Here is a 23,820-nt window from a genome sequence, read left to right as displayed (position 1 = left end):
TCAGTGAGAACCATCTGGAAAACGGTCGCCGTGCCGCTGCTGGCGATCGCATGCGGAACGCCTGCACACGCGTGCCTGCCGGCCCGATACGAGACCGCGTATTTCGGCACGGCCGAATACATGGGCGACGCACTACGCGACAAGGTAGTCGACGACATCCGCGCCAATCACTACACGATCATCGAGCCGAAAATCGGCTTGCTGTTCTACGCGATCGTCCGGAAGGGGGACGGGATCTATCTGGGCGCTGACCGGATCGCCACGGGGAGCGATTCGTTCTGGTACCTCGGGCACGGCTATTACCAACTGAACGGTCAGCTCTATTTCATGGGTGAACACGTCGGCGCGCATCCGTTCGACGGTACCGTGGTCGTCCACACCGAGGATCGCACCCGGCAAAGGCCGGACGACTATCCCAAGGGCCGCCTGTTTTGCGTCGTGAAGAAATACGCCAGCATTCTCGAAACCTCGACCGGCCTGCGGATCGAGCGGATCGTCGTCGACAACTGAGCGGGGAGCATGAGTGACCCGGGCGGCGCATTTCCGACGCAGCCCTGACAAACCCTTTCCGATCAATGGCTTGGTGCCGTTAATGAAAGGTTGTCCACAAGCTTGCCAACACAATCTGTGGAAAAGCTGCGCGTGGCACGTCGCACTTGGCGCGGCGTCAGGCCGGCAGCGGAAAGCGCACCGTGACGGTCAGCCCGCGCCCGCCGCGTGTCGTGCCGAGTGCGACCGTCGCGCGATGCTGTTCGGCGATCCGCTTGACGATCGACAGCCCGAGCCCGCTGCCCGACGACGTGACGGCCTGCGCGCCTTCGCCGCGATAGAAACGCTCCCACACATCGGTGCGTTCGGCTTCCGGGATACCGGGGCCGTCGTCGGCGACTTCGAGCACGGGCGTCGTGCCGTCGAGCCGCGCGGACACGTCGACACGCGCGCCGTCGCCCGCATAACGGATCGCGTTGTCGACGAGGTTGTTCAGCAGCACGCGCAGCGTGTCGGCATTGCCCGACGTCATCACGGGCGTCGATACGATCGCGCCGAGATCGATCCGGTGCGCGTCGGCGACGCGCGTGCGGTCCGATACCACCGACCGGCACAGCGCGGCGAGATCGACGGGCGCCGACGCGGAGGCGACCGCCTGCGCATCGGGTTCGAGGCGCGCGAGCGTCAGCAGCTGTTCGGCGAGGTGGCCGAGCCGCGTCGTGCCGGCATGGATCTGCGCGAGGATGTGCTCGCGTTCCTCGGCGGTCGACGCGCGCCGCAGCAGCTGCGACTGGATCGACAAGCCCATGATCGGCGTGCGCAATTCGTGCGCGGCATCGGCGATGAAGTGCCGTTGCAGCGTGAACGAACGGTCCAGGCGCGCGAGCAGGTCGTTGATCGCTTCGGCGAGCGGACGGACTTCGTTCGGCATCGCGCCGACGTCGACCGGCTCGAGATTGTTCGCATTCCTGCGTTTGAGGCCGGATGCGATCGTGCGCAGCGGCCGCAACCCCGCGCCGATGCCGAACCACAGGCCGATCGCGAGCAGCGGCAGCATCGAGAACACGGGCCACAGCAGGTGCACGGCGATACCCGCGATCGCTTCCCAGCGCGCATGGCGTGCCTGCGCGAGCCGGATCGTCGTGCCGCCGCGTTCGGTCACGTAGGTGCGCCACGGCTGGCCGCCGACGTCGACGCTCGCGATGCCTTTCTGCTCGGGCGGCGGCAGGGTCGAATCGCGGTCGGTCGAATACACGAGCTTGCCGTTGCGCCAGACCTGCAGCAGCACGGCGTCGGGATCGCTCGCCTCGAAACCGTGCTTGCCGCTGGCGCGGTTGCTGAACGACAGCTCGCCGTTCGGGCCGACGACGATCTGCTTCGACATGCTGCGCATCTGGTCGTCGAGCAGGTCGTCGAGCTCACGCAGCGCGCCCCAGTAGGTGCCGGCGCTCGCGACGAGGCCGATCACGCACGCGGCCGGGAGCAGCCACATCAGCAGGCGCCGCCGCAGCGACGCGTTGCGCCAGCGCGCGATCGCGTGTTGCATGCGCGTCATGCGCCGTCACCGATCCGGTAGCCGACGCCGCGCACCGTGCGGATCATGTCGTGGCCGAGTTTCTTGCGCAGGTTGTGGATGTGCACCTGTACGGCGTTGCTCTCGATTTCCTCGCCCCAGCTGTACAGCCGCTCCTCGAACTGCTCGCGCGAAATCACCGCGCCCGGGTCGCGCATCAATTCGTGCAGCAGCACGAACTCCTTCGGCGACAGCGTGACTTCGTCGTCGCCGAGCCAGACGAGGTGCTTGACGGGGTCGAGCCGCAGCGGGCCGATCGCGAGGGTCGTCTGCGCGCGGCCCGCGTGGCGGCGGTTGACCGCGCGGATGCGGGCGAGCAGTTCGTCGAGCTCGAACGGCTTGACGAGATAGTCGTCCGCGCCGCTGTCGAGGCCCGCGATGCGGTCGGGCACGCCGTCGCGCGCGGTGATGATGATCGCGGGCAGGTTTTCGTCGCGGCGGCGCAGCGCGGCGAGCACCGACAGGCCGTCGCGGTTCGGCAGCCCGAGATCGAGCAGCAGCAGGCCGTAGCCGGTCGCGCGCAACGCGAGCGACGCGGCGTCGCCGTCCTTCACCCAGTCGACCGCGAAGCCTTCCTGTTTGAGGCCCTGTTCGAGCCCGCTGCCGATCAGCGGATCGTCCTCGACGAGCAGTACGCGCATGGATTCGTGTCTCTTCAACGGGGCGCCATGGCGCCCGGGGTTCCCATGATAAGCGCGCGTGCCTTAGCGGGAGCTTAAACACGGGCGCGCGGCCGGCTTTCGCGCGTGCCCGGTGCGGCACCGTGCCGCTGCGGCGCGACCTTCAGGTTTGCTTAATCTTACGGTCCGTAATCTGGGGCCGTCGCGTTCAACGGAGCGCGGCGTCACATCGAAGAAGAGGACCGAGATCATGAAACACCTGACGAGAATCCTGGCGGTTGCGCTCGCCGTGCTGCCCGCCGCCGTTTACGCGGAATATACCGGGCCGTCCACGCTGACGACGACGACCGTGAAGGAGCTGCTCACGAACGGCAAGGACGACCAGCACGTGCAGTTGCAGGGGCGCATCGTCAAGCATGTCGGCGGCGAGGATTACGAATTCGCCGATGCGACGGGCACGATCCGCGTCGAGATCGACCACAAGCTGTGGGCGGCCGGCCAGCCCGTCAGCGACCGTAACGAAGTGAAGGTGACCGGCGAATTCGAGCGCAAATGGTCGGGCAGCGTGAAGGTCGACGCCGATCACGTCGAAGTGCTGCGCTGACCGGTGCACCGGTGCATACGGGGCCGGTGATACCATGGTCGACCGGTTCCCGTTCACACCAAGATGGCCGCCAATTTCGACGAACTCGCGTCCCGGATCCGGGCGCAATTTTCCGAGCTGAGCCCGCAATTCCAGGCGGGCGCGGCCTTCCTGCTCGATCATCCCGACGAAGTCGCCACGTCGTCGATGCGCAAGGTCGCACAGCGCGCGCAGGTGCAGCCCGCGTCGCTCGTGCGGCTCGCGCAGCAATTCGGCTTCCCCGGCTGGAACGAGCTGCGCGACCTGTGCGTCGCGCGCGTGCGCACGCGCCCCGAGCCGCTCACGCAGCGGGCGCGCTCGCTCGTGCGGCCCGATGCGAAGGCGTCGCTCGCGCACGACCTGCTCGCCGCGCAACAACACAACCTGTCGGCCACCGCCGCGCAGAACGAGCACGCGCTCGCCGAAGCCGCGAAACTGATCCGCAAGGCGTCGCACGTGCATGTCGCGGGGTTTCGCTCGTGCTACCCGGTTGCGTTCGGCTTCGTGTACGGCTACCGGCTGTTCCGCCCGACCGTGTCGCTGCTCAACGGCGTCGCCGGGTCGCTCGAAATGGAGCTGCGGACGATCGCGAAGCAGAGCGTGACCGTCATCGTCAGCTTCGCGCCGTATTCGGCGGAAGCGACGCGCGTCGCGCAGGCCGCGAAGGCGCAGGGCAGCCGGATCGTCGCGATCACCGACAGCGCGGTGTCGCCGATCGCGCTGCACGCGGACGCACAACTGATCTTCACGCACGACAGCCCGTCGTTTTTCCCGTCGCTGGTGGCCGCGCACGCGATGGCCGAAGCGCTGGTCGCGCAGTTGCTGGCGCTCGAAGGCAGCGATGCGATCGCCGCGCTCGAGCGCACGGAGGCGGAGCTGCATGCGAAGGGCGCTTACGTCGTCTGACGCGGTGCGTGCGGGTTCAACCTTCCTCATTTTCGATTCAACCAGGCTCGACCGATGACGTTCACATACGAGGTGACCGACGCGGGCGACGTGAACGTTCGCAAGCAGATCGTCGCGCCGCTCGTCCGATTCAACGAAAGCCAGGCGGGCCCGAACGACTTCCGTGCGCTGGCCGTGGTCGTGACCGACGCCGAAGGCACGGTAGTCGGCGGCTTGTGGGGCAGCACGGCCTACGGCTGGCTGCATGTCGACCTGCTCGTGGTGCCCGAGGCCGCGCGCGGCCAAGGTGCGGGCACGCGCATCATGGATCTGGCCGAGGCGGAAGCCGTCGCGCGCGGATGCCACGGCGCGTGGCTCGACACGTTCGACTTCCAGGCGCGGCCGTTCTACGAGAAACGCGGTTATGTCCGTTTCGGCGAGCTGCCGGATTATCCGGCCGGGCACACGCGCATTTTCCTGACGAAGCAGCTTTCAGGCTGAGCATCGCCGCATGGAGCGGCCCGGTTGACGAGGTCGCCGGCGCTCGCCTAGGATAGCGACCAGCGATGCAGGTCGCTTCCGGGTCCGCGGAAAGGGTTCAACCCACCTGTCGCAGCAAATCCAGTCTTCCTCCTGTCCTTTGTGCTGGCGGTATTGCGGACCTTCGGCCATGACTGCACGAGGATTCGCATGAAAAAGCTGCCTCCCGGGGCCAATCCCGAGCATCTGAAAAAGCAGGCCAAGGCATTGTTGCGCCTGTACCGGCAGGGTGACGCCGACGCCGTCGCGCGTTTTGTCCGCTTTCTCCCCGCCGCCGCCAACCGCACGCACGACGAAGCGCTCGCGCTCGGGCTCCGGCTGCACGATGCGCAGTCGTGCATTGCGCGCGAGTACGGTTTCGCGTCATGGGCCGATCTCGGCGCGTTCGTCGAAACGCACGCGCTTGCCGGGCAGCAGCGGTCGGCGTTGATCCGGCGCTGGCTCGACCTGGCGTACGGCGCCGACGTGACGGGCGGTTTCGACGCGGCCCGGCCGCGTGTCGCCGCGCAACTGCTGCTTGACCGGCCCGATCTCGTGGCGAGCGATCCGACCGTCGCATGCGCGGCCGGCGACCTCGATGCCGTGAAGGCGGCGCTGGCCGCCGATCCCGGATGGATCGCGCGCGCCGGCGGCGTGCTGAAGCTGCCGCCGCTGGTTGCCGTCACGCATTCGCGGCTCGGGCAGATTCCCGGGTTCGCCGTCCGGCTGCGCGCCTGCGCGCGTCATCTGCTCGATGCCGGCGCCGATCCGAACCAGCGGATCGGCAACCGGTTTCCGCCGGCGTCGCTCGCGGCGCCCGACGAAGCGGGGCCGCTGTCGGCGCTGTACGGTGCCGCGGGCGTCAATCGCGATCCGGTTCTGACCGCGATGCTGCTGGAAGCCGGCGCCGACCCGAACGACGGCGAATCGCTCTATCACTCGGTCGAAAACCCGGCCTGTACGCGCCTGCTGCTCGAACACGGCGCGCGGGTGGGCGGGACGAATGCGTTGCGTCGCGCATTCGACATGCGCGAGGCGGACGCGCTCGAACTGCTGCTCGCGCATGGCGGCGACCCGAACGAGCCGCCCGGCGAGGGGCTGGCGCAGACCTGGGGCGCACCGTTGTTGCGGGCGATCGGCGTGCGCTGCTCGGCGCGCCACGTCGCCGCGCTGCTGGCGGCCGGCGCCGATCCCCGCGCGCGGACCCCGGCGGGCGTCAGTGCGTACCGGCTGGCGATGCAGACCGGGCTGTCCGAGGTCGCCGCGTTGTTGCGTGCGGCGGGCGCGGAAGAGACGCTCGACGCCGAGGACGCGTTCGTGGCGGCGTGCGCGCGCGCCGACGCCGACGATGCGCGACGCATCCAGGCACGGCATCCCGAACTGCCGGGCGCGCTGCCCGGCGAGCGGCTGCGGCTGCTGCCGGATGCCGCCGCATGGGGCTCGGGCGACGCGGTGAAGGTCATGGTCGAACTGGGCTGGCCGATCGCGGCGCGGGGCGGCGACTGGGATGCGAGCGCGCTGAATCACGCGGTGTTTCGCGGCGATGCGGGCTTGCTGGCGTTCCTCCTCGAGCACGGCGCGAGCTGGCGTGACAGGCACGGGTTCGACAGCGATGCGCTCGGCACATTGTCCTGGGCATCCGTCAACGAACCGGAGCATGTCGGCGCCGCCGACTGGGAGGCTTGCGCGCGGGTGCTGCTCGCGCACGGTGTGCCGCAAGCCGCGCGGGACCCGTCGAATCCGGACGGCGTACTGATCGACGGTCGCGCGATGCGTTTCTCCGAAGCCGTCACCGACGTATTGCTCGGCATCGACGGCGGGCCACCGGCGGCAAGGTAAGTGGCTATCGGTCGGCAGCGGGCGGGCGGCGGTGTAGGCCCGCTCGTTGCCGGTTGCTTGTTACCGGCTTACGGCAAGCGGCAAGCGGCAAGCGGCAAGCGGCTACCGGCTACCGGCAACCGGCAACCGGCAACCGGCAACCGGCTTACGGCGCGCAGTCGGCGCATCGGTTTTTCCCTGTCACGCGACGACATTTCGGTGAACGCTGAAACGTCGCGTGCACGATCGGCGTAAGCTCGGCCGTCAACATCCTCCTGGAGCCCGCGATGACCCGTTCCGATCTTCAAGCCCGCCAAGCCGAAGCCTTCCGCGCACTGCATGCACGCGCCGGCGCCTTCATCATCCCGAACCCGTGGGATGCCGGTACCGCGCGCCTGCTCGCGATGGCCGGCTTCGAGGCGCTCGCGACCACGAGCGCCGGCTATGCCTTTTCGAAAGGCCGGCCCGACTATGCGATCGACCGCGGCGAGATGCTCGATCACATCGCCGAGATCGCCGCCGCGGGCGACCTGCCCGTGAGCGCCGACCTCGAGAACGGCTTCGGCGATGCGCCCGACACGGTGGCCGAGACGATCCGGCTCGCGGCCGAGGCCGGCGCGGTTGGCGGATCGATCGAGGATGCGACGGGCCGCGCCGACGCGCCGATCTATGCGCACAAAGCGGCGGTCGAGCGCATCGCGGCGGCCGTCGACGCGGCGCGTGCGCTGCCGTTTCCGTTCACGCTGACCGCGCGCTGCGAAAACTACCTGCATGGCCGCCACGACCTCGCCGACACGATCGCGCGGCTCGTCGCCTATCGCGACGCGGGCGCCGACGTGCTGTATGCGCCGGGCATCACCGATGCGGACGACATCGCGGCGGTGACGCGGGCGGTCGGCGCACCCGTGAACGTCGTGATGGGGCTGCAGGGCGGATTGCTGAGCGTCGACGCACTGGCGGCGCTCGGCGTGAAGCGCGTGAGTGTCGGCGGCGCACTGGCGCGGGCCGCGCTCGGCGCGTTCCTGCGTGCCGCGAAGGAGATGGCGCAGGACGGCACGTTTACGTTCACGCAAGCGGCCGTTCCCGGGCGCGATATCAACCGCTGGTTTGCGTCGCCGGATAATTCACCGGTTTTGTTCGATGAATGAGTGTAAATAAATCGTGGGATCGTTCCCAATCGAAAAGTTGATTGACAATAATCAATCGATTTCACGTCGGAATTAAACGTCGGTGACGACGTAAAATACATCGTCTATTCTCCGCATTTCGCCCGTTCGACCGGGTCCGGCGCGCAAGCCGCGCCGGATCGGGCGGCCGGACACCCGCCGGGCGCGTCGATGGCGCGCATTGTTGCATTTTCCCGATCATGACATTTTTGAAAAGGGGAGTTGCCGGCAGGTTTTTTGATTGATAATCTGCGGCACGTTCGAATGAACCGCTGGTGAGCTGCCGGGAATATCGATATATAAAAATGCTGAGAGAGCGATGACGATCCGAGAAAATCAACGCGTCAGGTTTCGCGTCGGCGATGTCGTGACGCTGAAGACGGGCGGGCCGCGCATGACCGTGACCTATGCCGGGCCGGTCGTATTCGACGACGGCGACTGGCTGATCTGCCAGTGGTTCGACGAACACGGCGAATTCCGGCAGGAAATGTTCCCTCACGACACCGTGGTGCCGGAGCCGCGCGCGATTTCGGCCGGCCGTGTCCGCATGCGCATGCAGTCGTATCGCTACCGGTCGGCGGCCTGACAATCACCTGACATCGCGATGCGGCGGCACGCGGCGCCCGCACCGCGACATTTCACGCCGGCCTGAAACATGCGGCGGTGCACGCCGCCGATACTGTCTGCATGAACCCGACCGATCCCATCGCAGCGGTTACGCACCGCGATCCCTATCCCTACTATGCGGCGCTCGTCGACGGGCCGCCGCTCGCGTTCGACGCCACGCTCGGCCTGTGGGTCGCGAGCCGCGCGGCCGCCGTGACGGCCGTGCTCGGCCATCCGGCCTGCCGCGTACGCCCGCTGGACGCGCCCGTGCCGCCCGCGTTGCGCGGCACGACGGCCGGCGCGCTGTTCGGCGAGCTGGTGCGCATGAACGACGGCGCGTTGCGGCACGACGTGCCGAAGCAGGCGCTGCGCGGGGCGTTCGCGCCGATCGACACGGCTGCGCTGCGCGACCGTGCGATGCAGCTCGCCGCGCGGCGCCTGCCGCCGCCGGGCGATGCCGGCGCGCTGGACACGTGGTGCATGACGATGCCCGTCTGCGCGGTCGCCGATCTGCTGGGCTTCGACGAGACGCAGCTCGACGCGATCGCGGCGCAGGTGGTCGACTTCGTCGCGGCGCTGTCGCCGCTGTCCGATGCCGACGCGCTGGCCCGCGCGAGCGACGCCGCGCGACAGTTGCTCGACCGGATGACGGTGCGCGTCGCGCAGACGCGTGCGCACGACGGCACGCTCGTCGCCGCCGTGCAGCAGGCGGCCCGTGCGGCGGGCTGGCAGGCAAGCGGCGCGCTGGTCGCGAACCTCGTCGGGCTGCTGTCGCAGACGTGCGAGGCGACTGCCGCCTGGCTCGGCAATGTGCTGGTGGCGTGGAACGGGGGCGCGGGAGCGGACTTAGAAGCGGGCTTAAAAGCGGGCGCAAGCGCCGCGCTTGTCGTGCCGGACGATGCCGCGCTCGACGCGTTCGTTGCAGAAGTCGGGCGCTTCGATTCACCGGTGCAGAACACGCGCCGCTTCGTCGCATCGCGCACGACGATCGACGACGTGACGGTCGAAGCCGGCGACGCGATCCTCGTCGTGCTCGCCGCGGCGAACCGCGACCCGGCCGTGCATCGCGATCCGCACCGGCTGATGCCCGGCCGCGCGGCCGGGCCGAATTTCGGCTTCGGCACGGGGCCGCATGGCTGCCCGGGCGAGCGGATCGCACGGGCGGTGACAGCGGGGGCGTTCGGGGCGTGGCTGCGTGCGGGCGGCGGGCCGCGGCACGACGGGCTGGCGTGGCATTACCGCGCGTCGACCAACGTCAGGATGCCGAAGTTCGACGCGGCAGGGTGATCGGGAAAGAGGGACTTAACGGCAGCCTTGCTTTTCCGCCCATTGCTCCTGGGCGGCGACACGGCGCTGCACGCGCTCGACGAGACCGGTTGAAAAGGTCCGCATGCTGATGCCGCGACGCTTGGCGAGGATCGTCTGCGCGACATCGGTGCGCGGGTTCGGCTGGCAGGCCCAGTACAGCGTCATCAGCCAGCCGATGCCGGTCCACCCGAACAGCGCGTTGAACATCGCGACCGTCAGCTTGTCGTGCCGGCCACGCCGGTCGGCAATGACCGCCGGCAGAAAATAGATCGCGATCGCGGCCACCGAACCGGCCACTTGAATCAGGACTGCGTTCTGCATGTTGCTGCTCCATCCGAACTGCAATGGAGCCGATTGTCGCGCTTTTTCCGTTCGCGTGCAGGCCGCGCGCAGACAATTGATTGTTGCGGTTTTAATGATGATCAGCCAGCTTCGGTGTCCGCCGGCTGCATTTCGTTGCTCAGCGCGAAACCTTCGTCACGCCAGCCCGTCACGCCGCCGATCATCAGCTTGACCGGCCGGCCCAGGCGTGCGAGCTGGATCGCCGCGCGCGCGGCGCCATTGCAGTGCGGGCCCGCGCAGTAGACGACGAACAGCGTGCCGGCCGGATAGCCGGCGAGCTTGCTCTCGATGATCTTGCGGCGCGGCAGGTTGCGCGCGCCGGGCACGTGGCCGGCGGCGAACTGGTCGGGGCCGCGCACGTCGAGCAGTACGAAATCGGGCGCGCCCGATGCGAGCGCGTCGTGCACGTCCCAGCAATCGGTCTCGAAGCGCAAGGACGCCTCGAAATGCGCGAGGGCGGCGGGGCTGTCGGCAGCGGGGACGTCAGTGACGCAGGACATGGTCAAGCTCTCCTGAAGGTTGCGCGGAACGCAGTGGAATGATGGGCAGTATCGCGGTTCGGCGACTGTCGCGGCAGTGGCGCGATCGACAAGTTCCGGTAACATCGCGCCATGCACAATCATCTCGTCGTCGCGCTCGCCTACGATCGCCTCTGCACCTTCGAATTCGGCTGCGTGGTCGAACTGTTCGCGCTCGAACGCCCCGAGCTCGGGGTCGACTGGTATCGCTTCGCGGTCTGCGCGAGCGAGCCGGGGCCCGTGCGCGCGGCGGGCGGCATCACGGTCGCCGCGCCGTATCGGCTCGCGACGCTCGATCGCGCCGATACCATCGTGATTCCCGGCTGGCGCGATCCGGACGAACCGCCGCCGGAGCCGTTGCTGAAGAAACTGCGGGCCGCGCATCGCCGTGGCGCGCGGCTTTGCTCGATCTGCTCGGGCGTGTTCGTGCTGGCCGCGGCCGGCGTGCTCGACGGCCTCACGGTGACGACCCACTGGCGCTATGCGGAGAAACTGCAGGCGCGTTATCCCGCGCTGCGCGTGAATCCCGATGCGCTTTACGTCGACGAAGGGCAGGTCGTCACGTCGGCCGGATCGGCGGCGGGGCTCGACATGCTGCTGCATCTCGTGCGCCGCGATCACGGCGGCGCGATCGCGAACCGGGTCGCGCAGCGCCTCGTGCTGCCGCCGCATCGCGACGGCGGCCAGGCGCAGTTCGTGCCGCGCCCGGTCGCGCCGGGCGGCACCGACCGGCTCGCAAAGCTGATCGACTGGATGCGCGTGCACGCGGCCGAGCCGCACACGCTCGCGTCGCTCGCCGCGCAGGCCGCGATGAGCACGCGCACGCTGCAGCGGCAGTTCGCGGACGCGACGGGGATGTCGCCGCTCGCATGGCTGATCCGCGAACGCGTGAACGTGGCGAAGGACATGCTCGAAGCGCATCCCGCGCTGTCGCTCGCGCAGGTGGCGGCGCGTGCGGGGTTCGGGTCGGAGGAGTCGCTGCGGCGGCATTTCCGGCGCGTCGCGGCGACGAGCCCGGCCGCGTATCGGCGCGGGATGGATCGTGGCGTAAGATCGCAGGACGCTTGAGCGCCGCGCCGTGGCGCGGTGGCTTTCGTACCCGGCGGCGCACCGCCTGACCGGGGCATTCCGGACGAAAGCGCAACAAACCAACAACATGACACTCAGAGAGAACCTCGGCTTCGGCTTCATGCGCGATGACGCGCACGTCTATTGCCACGATGGCCCGCTGCGGGACCGCGCCGGCAACCTCATCGAAGGCATCGCGATCGACAGCTTCCGGCCGTTGTCCCCGTATCTGGCGACGGACGGCGTGCGTGCCTATGCGTGCACTTTCACGTGGTTGCGCTTCACCGTGCTCGACGTCGACGCCGCGACGTTTCGCCTGCTGGACGAGTCGCATGCCGTCGACGCGAACCATGTCTATTTTCAGAACCGGAAACTTGCCGGCGCGTCGCCTGCGCGCTTTCGGCTGCTGAGCGAATCATGGGGGCATGACGACCGTTACCTGTATCACTACGGCAAGCGCATGCGCGGCGCGGATCCCGCGACGCTGCGTTGGGTCGGCGCGTATCTGGTCGACGCACAGCGTGTCTGGTACGGCGGGCGGGCAGTGGAAGGCGCCGATGCGGCGAGCTTTGTCAGCGCGGATGAAGTGGCGCATGATCAGGCGACCGACCGCGCGCGTCCCTACCGTTACGGCCATGCGGATGATCCCGGCCCGCGCGAGCAATGGGAACGCAACTGGTCGCCGTTCTTCGCCGCGCGTCCCGAATTGCAGGGGTACTGGTGGCATGCGCTGGTCGGGCAGGCCGCGGCGGACGTATCGACGCGGGAACTCGGCGGCGGATACCGGGTGATCGGCGATCAGGTGTACCTGCACGACCTGCCGCTGCTCGAACCGGACGCGGGGACGGTCCGATGGCTCGGCGATTCATTCATCGCGGACCGCTCGCGGCTCTATTCGTATTCGGAGTACCACAAGGGCTTTCTTCGCGGAGGGCCGCTTCCGGGCGATCCTGCGCAGTGGCGGCATCTTGGCGGGCCGTGGTATCAGGCGGGCGACCATTGCTATCGGCAGCAATGGCGCGGCCATGCGGAAGCCGCGAAGGTCGACGGCAAGACGTTCGAGATCCTGAACGATACCTATGCGAAGGATCGCAATGGCGTGCTGTGCATGCTGGTACGCAAGCGCGGCATCGATCCCGCACGAATCGAAGTCGTCGGCGACGACCATCTGCGGGAGGGCGGCCGGCTGTTCTATTTCGGCAAGGAAGTGAAGGCCAGGTTCGACGCCCCGACGGCCGAACCGGTCGGTCACGGCTTTCTGCGCGACGGGCAGGGGCGATTGCTGCACTACAACCAGCCGTATCGGCGCGGCGTCGACGGAGCGACGCTCACGTTCCTGTCCGATTATTTCGCACGGGACCGCGCGCGTGCCTACGTCTATTGCAACGGCGCCGAACTCGTGCCGCTGCCCGGCGTCGATCCGGCCGCCTTTCATCTGGAGCAACCCGATATCGGCACGGACGGCAGTCGTCGCTACGTGTATCAGGCATGGCTGGCTGCGTGGCGCGCGCGTGACAGGTCACCGATGCCCGACTACGTGCCGCCGGACTACGTGGCGCCCGAAGCGGAAGCACGGGCCGATGCCGGACCGGCGCCCGAATCGGTGTCGGCGAACGGGTTCCGGCAGGCGTCGCCCGCCGGGCCGGACGCCGCCCGCCGGGCGTGCGTGATCGAATGGGCGCGCGACGAGACGGGCGAACCGCGACTCGTCGTGGCCGGCGACGGATTCTGCGACATCTGGGATCTGGCGCAGCGGCAGGTGGTCGCGTCGTTTGCGCTGCCTCGTCCGTTCGTGCCCGACGAGACGGAGGCGACGGCCATGGACCGACTGCGCAACGTGCCGGTGAGCGCGTCGGCCGATGCGTCGTTGTCGACGCTGATTGTCGCGTACTGGGACAACACGGCACTTTACCGGGTCGATGCCGCGAGCGGTGCAGCGGACGCGTGCTGGCGGGCGGACAGCCGTTATGACGATCTGGAACGGGTTCATCTGTCGCCCGACGCGCGCGAAGCGTGGGTGCGCATCCGCAACCGGCTCTATCGTGTGCCGCTCGCCGGCGACGGCACGCTCGACGTGCTCGATTACGATCTGGCCGACCAGCGTTTCCGGGATGCTCCGTTCGCGGTGAGCGCCAGCCGGCATCGCCGCGCATTCGCGCGGGACGCGGCGCTGACGGTGCGCACGGATGGCGCGACCGATTGCGACATACCCGGCGCGGACAACGGCTTTCCATGCGCGTTTTCGGACGACGGCACGCGCGTGCTGGCGCGCGACGCGAAATTCGTGTTGCGCGAGTTCGACGTCGACAGCGGCAAGCGCCTCGCGTTGCATCGTGGCGGCTGGTGCGAGCGCAAGTGGTTCAAGAGCCAGGCCGGCTGGATCGGCGGGCGCCCCGTGTTCGTCGGCCTGCCGATGGGCGGGCAGGGCGAGGTCGACATCTGGGATGTGCTCGACAACCGGTTGCTGTTTCGCATCGAGGCCGCCGCACACGTGCCCGAGCCGGACGCGGGCTGACACCGTCGCGACGCTGCCGCCGATCGCGGGAAGAACGCCGGGAGATTCCGAAGCCGACGCGAGCAGCCGACGCGATCGCGCCGTGATACGGCGCATGCATCCTCCAACCCGACGACGACGGTGCAGCGCAGGCGGCCGGTGACGGGAGCAACCGGCCGCGTGTACTGAACGGCCGCGTGCCGCCGCGGCCGGTGCAGGCTCAGCGCGAAATGGTGTCGCGCGCCTTCTGCTTGATGCACGCGATCCGGTACACGCCATCCTCGACTTCGACACCGTGCGTGTCGTGCGTGAAGCCCGGGAAGCGCAGGTCATACTGCTCGAGCGCCTTCAGGTAACCGAGCAGCGGGCCGTCGGCCGGCCCCGCGTTCTCGCCGGGCATCAGCAGCGGAATGCCGGGCGGATAGGGCACGACACCCGTCGCGACGGTGCGGCCTTCCATCTCCGACAGCTCCAGCATCTCGATGTCGTTGTGCACGAGATGCTCGAACGCCTCGGCCGGGCTGTAATCGGGCTTCGGCAGCGTCGAGAAGCCGCGCGACATCATCTCGGTCGTCTTCAGGTCGCTCATCGCGCTGAACATCAGGTCGCACAGGTCGCGCAGGCCGAGCTTGCCGTAGCGTTCCGGATAGCGCGCGACGAGTTCGGGCAACGCCTGTTCGAGCGGCGCGTTCGCGTCGTAGTCGCGCTTGAAATCGAGCAGCGTGTTGACGAGCGTGCCCCACTTGCCCTTCGTCACGCCGAGCGAGAACAGGAACAGGATCGTGAAGTCGGTCGTTTTCTCGACGACGATCCCGTGCCGGTCGAGATACGCGGTGACGACCGATGCCGGAATGCCGACCGGCATCAGGCCGCCGTGCGATGCGACGCCCGGCGTGACGATCGACACCTTGATCGGGTCGAGCATGCAGTAGTCGTCCTCGATATCGCCGAAGCCGTGCCACGTGTCGCCCGGATGCAGTACCCAGCACGACGGGTCGGTGGCGAGCAGCGTCTCGTCCGCTTCGTGGAAGCGCACGCGGCGGCCCGTCTTGCGATCGACGACGTTGTCGGGCTGCCAGCCGTTGAAGAACCAGTCGTTGTTCTCCGCGCATTCCGCATGCAGGCGCGCAAGCATCTGGCGGAACGCGACGGCCTCGCGGATCGCGTCGGTCGTCAGCGCCTCGCCGCCGGGGCCGTCCATCATCGCGGCGCTTACGTCGTTCGACGCGATGATCGCGTAGTTCGGCGACGTCGACGCATGCATCATGTACGCCTCGTTGAAGCGTGCATGCTCGATCGGGTTGCGGCCGTCGCGGACGTGGATGAACGACGCCTGCGACAGCGCGGCGAGCAGCTTGTGCGTCGATTGCGTCGCGAACACCGTCGGCTTGCTCGCGTCGTGCTGCGACGGATCGCCGTGCATCGCGTGACGGTCGCGGTAGATCGGGTTGAAGCGCGCATAGCCGTACCACGCCTCGTCGAAATGCAGTCGATCGACGCTCTGCCCGAGCAGTTCCTCGACGCGCGCGACGTTGTAGCAGAGGCCGTCGTACGTCGAGTTCGTGATCAGCGCATGCACGGGCGTCGGATCGATGCCGTCGCGGCCGCGCACGAGCGGGTTCGCGTCGATCGCGAGCCGCACGGCGGCGGCCGTCAGCCGCTCGGGCATGATCGGCCCGATGATCCCGTAATGGTTGCGCGACGGAATCAGGTAGGTCGGAATCGCGCCGGACATCGTCATCGCGTGCTCGGCCGACTTGTGGCAGTTGCGGTCGCACAGCGCGACCTGGTTGCGCGTGACGCTCGCCATCAGGATCACGCGGTTCGACATCGACGAGCCGTTCGTCACGTGATACGTGCGGTGCGCGCCGAACACGCGCGCCGCGTAGCGTTCGCTTTCGCCGATCGGGCCGGAGTGGTCGAGCAGCGAGCCGAGTTCGCCGACCGAGATCGACAGGTCCGAGCGGAACAGCGCCTCGCCGAAGAATTCGAAGTACGCGCGGCCGACCGGCGATTTCAGGAACGCGGTGCCGCCGGTGTGACCGGGTGTGTGCCACGAGTATTCGTACACGCGCGAGAATTTCGCGAGCGCGCGGAACATCGGCGGCAGCACGGTCTCGCGGTAGCGTTCGATCGCGGCGACGATCCGCCCGCCGATGAACGCGGTGGTGTCCTCCAGCATCCAGATGAAGTCGTCGGCCTTGCGCATCGCGTCGACGGGTATCGCGGATGCGCTCGCGCGGCTCGCGAGCAGGAACACGGGCACGGTCGCGTTGCGCGCGCGCATTGCGTCGAGCACGGCCTGCGCGGGTGCGTGGCCGGCGTCGTTGCCGAGTTCCCAGTTGAGCAGCAGGCACTGGATCGCCGGATCGGCGGCGACGACCGCGCAGGCGTCGTCGGCGGACGTCGCGATCACGACGTCGACGAGCCGGGTGCGCAGCTCCTCGGCAAGCGCCGTCGCGGCGCGCCCGGTGGCCGTGCGTTCGTCGATGTCGTGCTGCACGAGCAGCGCCTTCATGCCGAGGCGGCGGAAGGCCGGTTGGGTCAAGGATGCGGTCATGTCATTCCCCCGTTTGCTGGGTTGCCTGGACGCTCGCGGCAACGGCCGGCGAGCGCGCGTGAAGGGTGTCGGCCTGGTGACGGCCCACGGAAATCCAGAAGGTCGCGGCGAGCGCGGCGATGGTCACGCCGAGCGCGAGATAGCGCACCCAGCGCGGCGAGCGGCCGCCCGGATGGACATGGGTTTCCTCGATCTCGCGCTGGCGGTTGATCGACAGCTCGTAGAAGACGATCGTCGCGACGACGAAGATCAGCGACCAGCGCGTCTGCTGGCCGTCGGAGCCGACCATCGCCCACAGTGCGTAGACGGCGCCGATCAGGCCGACGATCGTGTAGAACGTGAACTGGTGCGACGGCATCTTGCCGTAGCCGAGCACCTTGATCGCGATGCACGAATAGATGTACGGCAGCAGCGTCATGATCACGGCGATCGACGCGATCTTGCCGAACTGCTCGCTGGCGCTCGGCGACATCGTCGCGAGCACCTGCACCGACATGATCAGCGCGACGATCGCGAGGCCGGCCGACGGCACGTTCTTCGAGTTGACGCGCGCGAACACGCTGGCGAACAGGCCGTCGTCGGCCGCCGCCTTCGCGGTCTGGCCGACCAGCAGCGTCCACCCCGCGAGCGAGCCGAGGCAGCCGAGCGCCGCGCACAGCGCGACCGCGTTCGCGGCCGTATTGCCGAGCGCGAGGCGCGCGGCATCCGCGAACGGCGCGCTCGACGCGAGCAGCGCCTTGTTCGGGATCATCCCCATGATCACGGTCGAGCTGAGCACGTAGCAGACGGCCGCGAGCACCACGCCGCCGACGGTCGCGATCGGCACGTTGCGCGACGGATTCTCGACGACGCCGGCCGATACCGATGCGCTTTCCACGCCGATGAATGCCCACAGCGTGAAGTTCAGCGTCGCGCCGATCGCGCTGAAGCTGTTGGTGCCCGACACGTTCCAGCCGGCGAAATACACGTCCTTGCTGAACCAGAACCAGCCGAACACGGCCATCCCGAGGATCGGCACGAGCGCGAAGACCGTCGTGACCGACTGCACGCGGCCGACGACGTTCGGCCCGAGGATGTTCGCGTACGTGAACAGCCAGATCACGAAGATCTGCGCGAGCGCGAACACGAGCGGGTCCTTCAGTACCGGGAAGAAATGCGTGAGGTAGCCGAGGCCGGCGACCGCGAGGCCGACGTTGCCGAGCACGTTCGCGAGCCAGTAGATCAGGTTGGTCTGGTAGCCCATGTACGGGCCGAACGACTTGCGCGCATACGCGTACGGGCCGCCGGCGGCCGGGTCGATCGCGGCGAGCTTCGCGAACACGAGCGCGAGCGACACGGCGCCGACGACGGTGATCAGCCAGCCGAAGATCGCGATGCCGCCGGTCGCGGCGAGGTTCGCGGGCAGCATGAACACGCCGGAGCCCATCATGTTGCCCGCGACCATCAGCGTGGCGGGAATGACGCCGATTTTCGGCGCGGAAGCCGCGGCCGGCGTGGCGGCGGCGCGGGAGGAGGACGAGCTGGCATCGGACATGCGACGCTCCTTGAGAAGACGTGTTTCGGTTGAGGTGACGCGGTGTGGCGCCGGTCGACGATTCCGGTGCGGTTCGTCGTTTTAATTGACGCGTTCATGTTATCGCTCGGGGTGATTATTAATAAGGGTAAACGCCGGCATTTAATAACTCGAATATTGATGAATGTCATTGAAGCCGGTGAAACGGTGTTTGAGTTCCGGGTTGGGCGGCCCGGGCCGCAAGGCTGGAGGGCATTTTTGCCGTCTCGATCCGGGCGGGCGGGATTGCGCTGCCGAAGCTTCGATGAATAATCGTTTTTTACGAACTGGTTAAATCATTTCTCGATCAAAATGGCACCGTAATCGGGGTTTGTCTTTGTCGGTTATTATCGGGCGCATTAAATGCGCGCCGCCGGCGCGCGCGACCACCGCTGCTTCCCCGAGGATGATTCCGATGACGACGCTGCCTTCCCGTTTGCCGCTGATCCAGGCCCCGATGGTCGGTTCACTGAGCCCGCTCGCGATCGCCGTGTGCGAAGCCGGCGGGCTCGGCTCGCTCGCCTGCGCGGCACTGGGCCCGCAGCAATTGCGCGACGAGATCGCGGCGATCCGGGCGCGCACGAGCGCACCGTTCAACGTGAACTTCTTCTGCCATACGCCGCCGGCGCCCGATGCCGCGGTCGACGCGCGCTGGCGCGCGGCGCTCGCGGGCTACTACGCGGAAGCCGGGCTCGATCCGGCCGACGTGAAGGGCGGCCCCGGACGCGCGCCGTTCGACGATGCGATGTGCGCGGTCGTCGAGGAGTTGCGGCCGGCCGTCGTGAGCTTTCACTTCGGGCTCCCGGACGATCCGCTGCTCGATCGCGTGCGGCGCACGGGCGCGCAGGTCGTCTCGTCCGCGACGACCGTCGAGGAAGCGCGCTGGCTGGATGCGCGCGGCGTCGACGCGATCGTCGCGCAGGGCGCGGAGGCCGGCGGCCATCGCGGCATGTTCCTGACCGACGACATCCACGCGCAGCCGGGCCTGTTCGCGTTGCTGCCGCAGATCGTCGACGCGGTGCGCGCGCCGGTGATCGCCGCCGGCGCGATCGCCGACGGGCGCGGCATCGCGGCCGCGTTCGCGCTCGGCGCGCGCGCGGTGCAGATCGGCACCGCTTACCTGCTGACGCCGCAGGCCGGCCGCTCGGCGCAGCATCGCGCCGCGCTGCGCGCCGCGCGCGACGACGGCACGCGCTTGACCAACCTGTACACGGGCCGCCCCGCGCGCGGGCTGCTGACGCGCTTCATGCGCGAACAGGGGCCGATGAGCGCGCTCGCGCCGGCGTTTCCGCTCGCGACGGCCATGGTCGATCCGCTGCGCGGCGCGTTCGAGCGGCAGGGCCGCGACGACTTCTCGGTGCTGTGGTCGGGCGAGGCCGCGGCGCTCGCGCGTGAAGAGGACGCGGGCGAGCTGACGCAGCGCCTGTGGCGCGATGCGCTGGCATGTGCGGCGGGGCTGCGCGACGCGTTTCCGCAGGCGCGCTGAGCGACCGGGAAGGGGGCGCCGGCGCGGGAGCATCGGCGTATCATCTGGGTTTTCGTCAGCCCGATCCAGGCACCCCCACCATGACCTCCGTCGACACTACCCCCGTCCTCGACCATGACAAGCTCGTTACCTTCATCGAGCGCAAGTGGAACGATGAAATCCTCCACGCACTGACCGACTACATCGCGATCCCCGCGAAGAGCCCGGCGTTCGACCCCGACTGGGCGAAGCGCGGTTATCTCGAGCGCGTCGTCACCGATGCCGCGCAGTGGGCCGAGAAGCAGCCCGTGAAGGGCCTGAAGCTCGAGATCGTCCGCCTGCCGGGCCGCACGCCGGTGATCTTCTTCGAATCGCCCGCCACGCGCTCGGGCAGCACCGACACGATCCTGCTGTACGGCCACCTCGACAAGCAGCCCGAGTTCGACGGCTGGCGCGCGGACCTCGGCCCGTGGACGCCGAAGTACGAGAACGGCAAGCTGTACGGCCGCGGCGGCGCGGACGACGGTTATGCGATCTACGCGAGCCTCGCCGCGCTCGGCGCGCTCGACGAGCAGGGCATCGAGCGGCCGCGTTGCGTCGGCCTGATCGAGACCTGCGAGGAGTCGGGCAGCTACGACCTGCTGCCGTACGTCGACGCGCTGCGCGACCGGCTCGGCCAGGTGTCGCTCGTCGTGTGCCTCGATTCGGGCGCCGGCAACTATGACCAGATGTGGCTCACCACGTCGCTGCGCGGGCTGGTGTCCGGCGACCTGCAGGTCGAGGTACTCGAGGAAGGCGTGCATTCGGGCGTGTTCGGCGGCATCGCGCCGTCGAGTTTCCGCGTGATGCGCCAGCTGTTCGAGCGCCTCGAAGATGCGAAGAACGGCAACCTGCTGCCGGGCGTGTTCCATTGCGAGATTCCCGACAGCCGCGTGCGCGAAGCCGACGCAGCCGCCGCGATCCTCGGCGACGCCGTGTGGAAGGGGCTGCCGTGGGCCTGCGGCGCGGACGGCAAGCCGGTGCTGCCGACCACGACCGATCCGCGCGAGGCGCTGCTGAATTCGACGTGGCGCCCGTCGCTGTCGGTGACCGGCGCGGCCGGCATGCCGGCGCTCGCGGATGCGGGCAACGTGCTGCGTCCGCGCACCGCGTTCAAGCTGTCGCTGCGCCTGCCGCCGCTCGTCGACGCCGCGCAGGCCGTGCAGCAACTGAAAGAACTGCTCGAACTCGACCCGCCGTATAACGCGAAGGTCACGTTCAAGCCGGACGCGGGTGCCGCGACGGGCTGGAGCGCTCCGGATCTCGCGCCGTGGCTCGCGTCGTCGCTCGACGCCGCGTCGCGCCGCCACTTCGGCGCCGATTGCGCGTACATGGGCCTCGGCGGCACGATCCCGCTGATGAACGTGCTGCAGGAAGGTTTCCCGTCCGCCCAGTTCATGGTGTGCGGCGTGCTCGGGCCGAAGTCGAACGCACACGGCCCGAACGAGTTCCTGCACGTGCCGTATGCGAAGAAGCTGACGGCGGCGGTCGCGGACGTGATCGCGACCGCGCGCTGAGCGCCACGACTGCCCAACCCGACCTGACGGAACCTTGCCGATGACCGTGTTGCCGACGCCCGATACCGAACCGCTGCGCATGTGCGCCGAACCGCTGCATGCATTCGTCGCGGCACTCTGGGAACGGGCCGGCAGCAACGAGCGGGAGGCACGGCTCGTCGCCGATCACCTGGTCGGCGCGAATCTCGCGGGCCACGATTCGCACGGGATCGGGATGATCCCGAACTACGTCGCGTCGTGGCGGGAAGGGCAGTTGCAGCTGAACGCGCATGCGTCGATCGTCCGCGACGGCGGTGCGGTGCTGACGATCGACGGCGGGCGCGGCTTCGGCCAGGTGATCGCGTTCGAGGCAATGGTCGAAGGGATCGAGCGTGCGCGACGCATGGGCATCTGCGCGATCGGGCTGCGCGACGTGCATCATCTCGGCCGCATCGGGCACTGGGCCGAGCAGTGCGCGCGCTCGGGGCTCGTGTCGTTCCATTTCGTCAACGTGCCGGGCGACCTGCTGGTCGCGCCGTTGCACGGCACCGATCCGCGCTTCGGCACGAACCCGTTCTGCGCCGCGTATCCGCGTGCGGGCAGGCCGCCGCTGCTGCTCGATTTCGCGACGAGTGCGATCGCGTACGGCAAGACGCGCGTCGCGTACAACCAGGACAAGCGCGTGCCGGCCGGGTCGCTGATCGATCATCGCGGCCAGCCGACCGACGATCCGGCCGTGATGCACGAGCAGCCGTTCGGCGCGCTGCTGCCGTTCGGGCTGCACAAGGGGTACGCGCTGGCGGCGATGTGCGAGATTTTCGGCGGTGCGCTCGTCGGCGGGCATACGACCTACGGCGACACGCTGCAGAAGACGAGCGCGATCGTCAACGGGATGCTGTCGGTGCTGATCGACCCGAAGGCATTCGATGCGGCCGACGCGGAGCGTGAAGCCGATGCGTTCGTCGCATGGGCCAAGGCGTCGCCGCAGGCCGGTGACGCACCGGTACAGGTGCCGGGCGAGCCGGAAGAAGCGAGCCGCGCGGCGCGCGGGGCCGGCGGCATTCCGGTCGACCGCGCGACGTGGCGGCAGATTCGCGAAAGCGCGGCGGCGGTCGGCTTCGACGACGCGGCGCTCGACGCGTGGACGCAGCGTTGCACGGAGCGTGCATGAGCTGGCAGTCGGAGAAGGCACACGGCGAGGAGATCGCGTACCAGCTCGCGCCGCTCGGCAAGGTCGAGGTCGCGCGGTTCTTCAGCGGGGCGGCGATGCGGCTCGATGGCGTGATGTTCGGCTTCATGTCGCGCGGGTCGCTGTTCCTGCGTGTCGACGACGTGAACCGTCCGGCGTTCGTCGCGGCGGGGATGGGGCCGTTCTCGTATGCGAGGCCGACGCGTACCGTCTCGCTCGAGGGCTACTACGAAACACCGGCCGACGTGCTCGAGGATGCGGGTGCGCTGTTCGACTGGTGCCGCAGCGCATATCGCGCGGCGCTGCTGGCGGGGCCGCCGAAGCGGAAGACGAGGGCGGCGGCGAAGCCGGTGCCGGAGGCGGAACCGGTGGTGAAGCGGGTGGCGAAAGCGACGGCGAAGCCGAAGCCGGCGGAGAAGTCTGCGGCAAAGCCGGCAGTGAAGCGGGCAACGAAACCGGCGGCCAAGCCAGCGGCAAAGGCGGCAGCGAAACCGACAGCGAAACCGGCAGCAAAACCAGCAGCAAAACCAGCAGCGAAACCAGCAACTAAACCACCGGCAAAGCGCAAGCAAACCTGATGCCGGTCGAGCGAAGCGACACTTTCGCGAATTTTCGTTTTCCTTTCTTTCGATCTCGAACGTGTCGGGTCGATTCGCGCGACGCGCGGCGCATCACAGGTGCCAGGCAATGCGCCCACGCAGGTGCGTAAAGTCATGCGGCTTGCCGCACCGCACATCCCCCGTGCTTCACAACGGCGGCCCCGGCGTTTATGATCGGCGCGGGTTGCACCCGTGACTGGCGCGACCCGCGCCGGCCTCGCCGCCGGCTCCAACGAACGGCGCATCGTATGCCGCGCGGGACGCTTCCCCACCCATCATTCCAGACGGAGACAACCGATGCTCGTCCTGATTCTCGGTTTAGCGATCTTCCTCGGTGTGCACTCGATCCGGATCGTCGCGGACGGCTGGCGATCGGCGACGATCGAGCGAATCGGCGAGAAAGGCTGGAAGGGCCCCTATGCGATCGCATCGATCATCGGCTTCGTGCTGATCGTCTGGGGTTACGGCATCGCGCGTCAGGGCGCGACGCTGCTGTGGGTGTCGCCGGTCGGTGTGCGCCACCTCACCGGCATGCTGACCGCGATCGCATTCGTGCTCATCGCCGCCTCCTACGTGCCCGGCAACCGTATCAAGACGCTCGTCGGCCATCCGATGGTGGCCGGCGTGGCGGTCTGGGCGATCGCGCACCTGCTCGCGAACGGCACGCTGCACGCCGTCGTGCTGTTCGGCGCCTTCTTCGTCTGGTCGCTTGTCGATTTCGTCGTGTGGCGCGCGCGCGATCGCCGCGAAGGCGTTCGTTATCCGGCGGGCAGGCTGTCGGGCGACGTCGTGGCGATCGTGGCCGGGCTCGTCGTCTGGGCCGTCTTCGTGCTGTTCCTGCACGGCTGGCTGATCGGCGTGCGGCCGTTCGGCTAAGCCGCCAGGCACTTGA

The 23,820-nt window shown here is 68.4% G+C and carries 21 protein-coding genes; 15 read left to right on the top strand and 6 right to left on the bottom strand.

The annotated features are described in order from the left end of the window. Window positions 1-3 precede the first annotated feature (3 nt). On the top strand, window positions 4-510 hold the full coding sequence (locus VK92_RS19455) for a hypothetical protein (RefSeq protein ID WP_124469544.1): 507 nt from the start codon (window positions 4-6) through the stop codon (window positions 508-510). Window positions 511-667: 157 nt separating this feature from the next. Here the strand turns inward: VK92_RS19455 and VK92_RS19450 are convergent, their stop codons facing one another. Then, window positions 668-2,044, bottom strand: coding sequence for an ATP-binding protein (locus tag VK92_RS19450; protein WP_021159888.1), 1,377 nt, complete (start codon window positions 2,042-2,044; stop codon window positions 668-670). Next, a complete protein-coding gene (locus VK92_RS19445) occupies window positions 2,041-2,703 on the bottom strand; it encodes a response regulator (protein WP_021159887.1) in 663 nt (220 codons plus the stop codon). The genes VK92_RS19450 and VK92_RS19445 overlap by 4 nt, the downstream gene beginning before the upstream one ends. A gap of 229 nt (window positions 2,704-2,932) precedes the next feature. Between VK92_RS19445 and VK92_RS19440 the strand changes: the two genes are divergently transcribed. From VK92_RS19440 to VK92_RS19410, 7 genes are all read left to right on the top strand, one after another. Beyond that, window positions 2,933-3,286 (top strand): YgiW/YdeI family stress tolerance OB fold protein, encoded by a 354-nt coding sequence (locus VK92_RS19440; RefSeq protein WP_048026318.1) that lies wholly within the window; start codon window positions 2,933-2,935, stop codon window positions 3,284-3,286. Window positions 3,287-3,349: 63 nt separating this feature from the next. Then, complete coding sequence (locus tag VK92_RS19435; protein ID WP_021159885.1) at window positions 3,350-4,210, top strand: MurR/RpiR family transcriptional regulator; 861 nt, start codon at window positions 3,350-3,352, stop codon at window positions 4,208-4,210. 54 nt (window positions 4,211-4,264) lie between these two features. After that, the gene (locus VK92_RS19430) at window positions 4,265-4,690 is read left to right on the top strand and encodes a GNAT family N-acetyltransferase (RefSeq protein WP_048026321.1); all 426 of its coding nucleotides are present in this window, start codon (window positions 4,265-4,267) and stop codon (window positions 4,688-4,690) included. A 189-nt stretch (window positions 4,691-4,879) separates the two neighbouring features. Next, complete coding sequence (locus tag VK92_RS19425) at window positions 4,880-6,547, top strand: ankyrin repeat domain-containing protein (protein ID WP_048026323.1); 1,668 nt, start codon at window positions 4,880-4,882, stop codon at window positions 6,545-6,547. A 266-nt stretch (window positions 6,548-6,813) separates the two neighbouring features. After that, window positions 6,814-7,674, top strand: a complete 861-nt coding sequence (locus tag VK92_RS19420; protein WP_048023319.1) for an isocitrate lyase/PEP mutase family protein — start codon at window positions 6,814-6,816, stop codon at window positions 7,672-7,674. Window positions 7,675-8,011: 337 nt separating this feature from the next. Next, complete coding sequence (locus VK92_RS19415; RefSeq protein WP_048023317.1) at window positions 8,012-8,278, top strand: YodC family protein; 267 nt, start codon at window positions 8,012-8,014, stop codon at window positions 8,276-8,278. A gap of 101 nt (window positions 8,279-8,379) precedes the next feature. Next, a complete protein-coding gene (locus tag VK92_RS19410; protein ID WP_048023315.1) occupies window positions 8,380-9,585 on the top strand; it encodes a cytochrome P450 in 1,206 nt (401 codons plus the stop codon). Window positions 9,586-9,600: 15 nt separating this feature from the next. Here VK92_RS19410 and VK92_RS19405 read toward each other — a convergent pair whose 3' ends face one another. Together VK92_RS19405 and VK92_RS19400 are read right to left on the bottom strand one after the other, a co-directional pair. Then, on the bottom strand, window positions 9,601-9,927 hold the full coding sequence (locus VK92_RS19405; RefSeq protein WP_011354384.1) for a superinfection immunity protein: 327 nt from the start codon (window positions 9,925-9,927) through the stop codon (window positions 9,601-9,603). A gap of 101 nt (window positions 9,928-10,028) precedes the next feature. Beyond that, window positions 10,029-10,448, bottom strand: coding sequence for a rhodanese-like domain-containing protein (locus VK92_RS19400; RefSeq protein ID WP_048023313.1), 420 nt, complete (start codon window positions 10,446-10,448; stop codon window positions 10,029-10,031). 111 nt (window positions 10,449-10,559) lie between these two features. On the opposite strand from VK92_RS19400, the gene ftrA reads away from it, so the two are divergent. Next, the gene (gene ftrA, locus VK92_RS19395; protein ID WP_048023311.1) at window positions 10,560-11,534 is read left to right on the top strand and encodes a transcriptional regulator FtrA; all 975 of its coding nucleotides are present in this window, start codon (window positions 10,560-10,562) and stop codon (window positions 11,532-11,534) included. Window positions 11,535-11,622: 88 nt separating this feature from the next. Beyond that, entirely contained in the window at window positions 11,623-14,049 is a 2,427-nt protein-coding gene (locus tag VK92_RS19390; protein WP_131723240.1) for a DKNYY domain-containing protein, read from the top strand. 199 nt (window positions 14,050-14,248) lie between these two features. Here VK92_RS19390 and VK92_RS19385 read toward each other — a convergent pair whose 3' ends face one another. Together VK92_RS19385 and adiC are read right to left on the bottom strand one after the other, a co-directional pair. Beyond that, window positions 14,249-16,588 (bottom strand): Orn/Lys/Arg decarboxylase N-terminal domain-containing protein, encoded by a 2,340-nt coding sequence (locus tag VK92_RS19385; RefSeq protein ID WP_048023308.1) that lies wholly within the window; start codon window positions 16,586-16,588, stop codon window positions 14,249-14,251. A gap of 1 nt (window position 16,589) precedes the next feature. Beyond that, the gene (gene adiC, locus VK92_RS19380) at window positions 16,590-18,122 is read right to left on the bottom strand and encodes an arginine/agmatine antiporter (RefSeq protein WP_021163783.1); all 1,533 of its coding nucleotides are present in this window, start codon (window positions 18,120-18,122) and stop codon (window positions 16,590-16,592) included. Between the two features lie 433 nt (window positions 18,123-18,555). Here adiC and VK92_RS19375 point away from each other — a divergent pair, with 433 nt between their 5' ends. The 5 genes from VK92_RS19375 (at window position 18,556) to VK92_RS19355 (ending at window position 23,804) form a co-directional block, all read left to right on the top strand. Next, the gene (locus VK92_RS19375) at window positions 18,556-19,626 is read left to right on the top strand and encodes an NAD(P)H-dependent flavin oxidoreductase (protein ID WP_048023339.1); all 1,071 of its coding nucleotides are present in this window, start codon (window positions 18,556-18,558) and stop codon (window positions 19,624-19,626) included. Window positions 19,627-19,706: 80 nt separating this feature from the next. Next, the gene (locus VK92_RS19370; protein ID WP_021163689.1) at window positions 19,707-21,161 is read left to right on the top strand and encodes a M20 family metallopeptidase; all 1,455 of its coding nucleotides are present in this window, start codon (window positions 19,707-19,709) and stop codon (window positions 21,159-21,161) included. Window positions 21,162-21,201: 40 nt separating this feature from the next. Further along, the gene (locus VK92_RS19365; RefSeq protein ID WP_048023306.1) at window positions 21,202-22,311 is read left to right on the top strand and encodes a malate/lactate/ureidoglycolate dehydrogenase; all 1,110 of its coding nucleotides are present in this window, start codon (window positions 21,202-21,204) and stop codon (window positions 22,309-22,311) included. Beyond that, a complete protein-coding gene (locus VK92_RS19360) occupies window positions 22,308-22,907 on the top strand; it encodes a TfoX/Sxy family protein (protein ID WP_048023305.1) in 600 nt (199 codons plus the stop codon). The genes VK92_RS19365 and VK92_RS19360 overlap by 4 nt, the downstream gene beginning before the upstream one ends. Window positions 22,908-23,225: 318 nt before the next feature. Further along, complete coding sequence (locus tag VK92_RS19355; protein ID WP_021163685.1) at window positions 23,226-23,804, top strand: NnrU family protein; 579 nt, start codon at window positions 23,226-23,228, stop codon at window positions 23,802-23,804. The last annotated feature ends 16 nt before the right edge of the window (window positions 23,805-23,820 follow it).

It is taken from the genome of Burkholderia sp. LK4 (genome assembly GCF_001043615.1).
Taxonomy (GTDB): domain Bacteria; phylum Pseudomonadota; class Gammaproteobacteria; order Burkholderiales; family Burkholderiaceae; genus Burkholderia; species Burkholderia cepacia.
The sequence above is the reverse complement of the archived record's forward strand: the minus strand, read 5'-3'. Positions and strand labels throughout refer to the sequence as shown.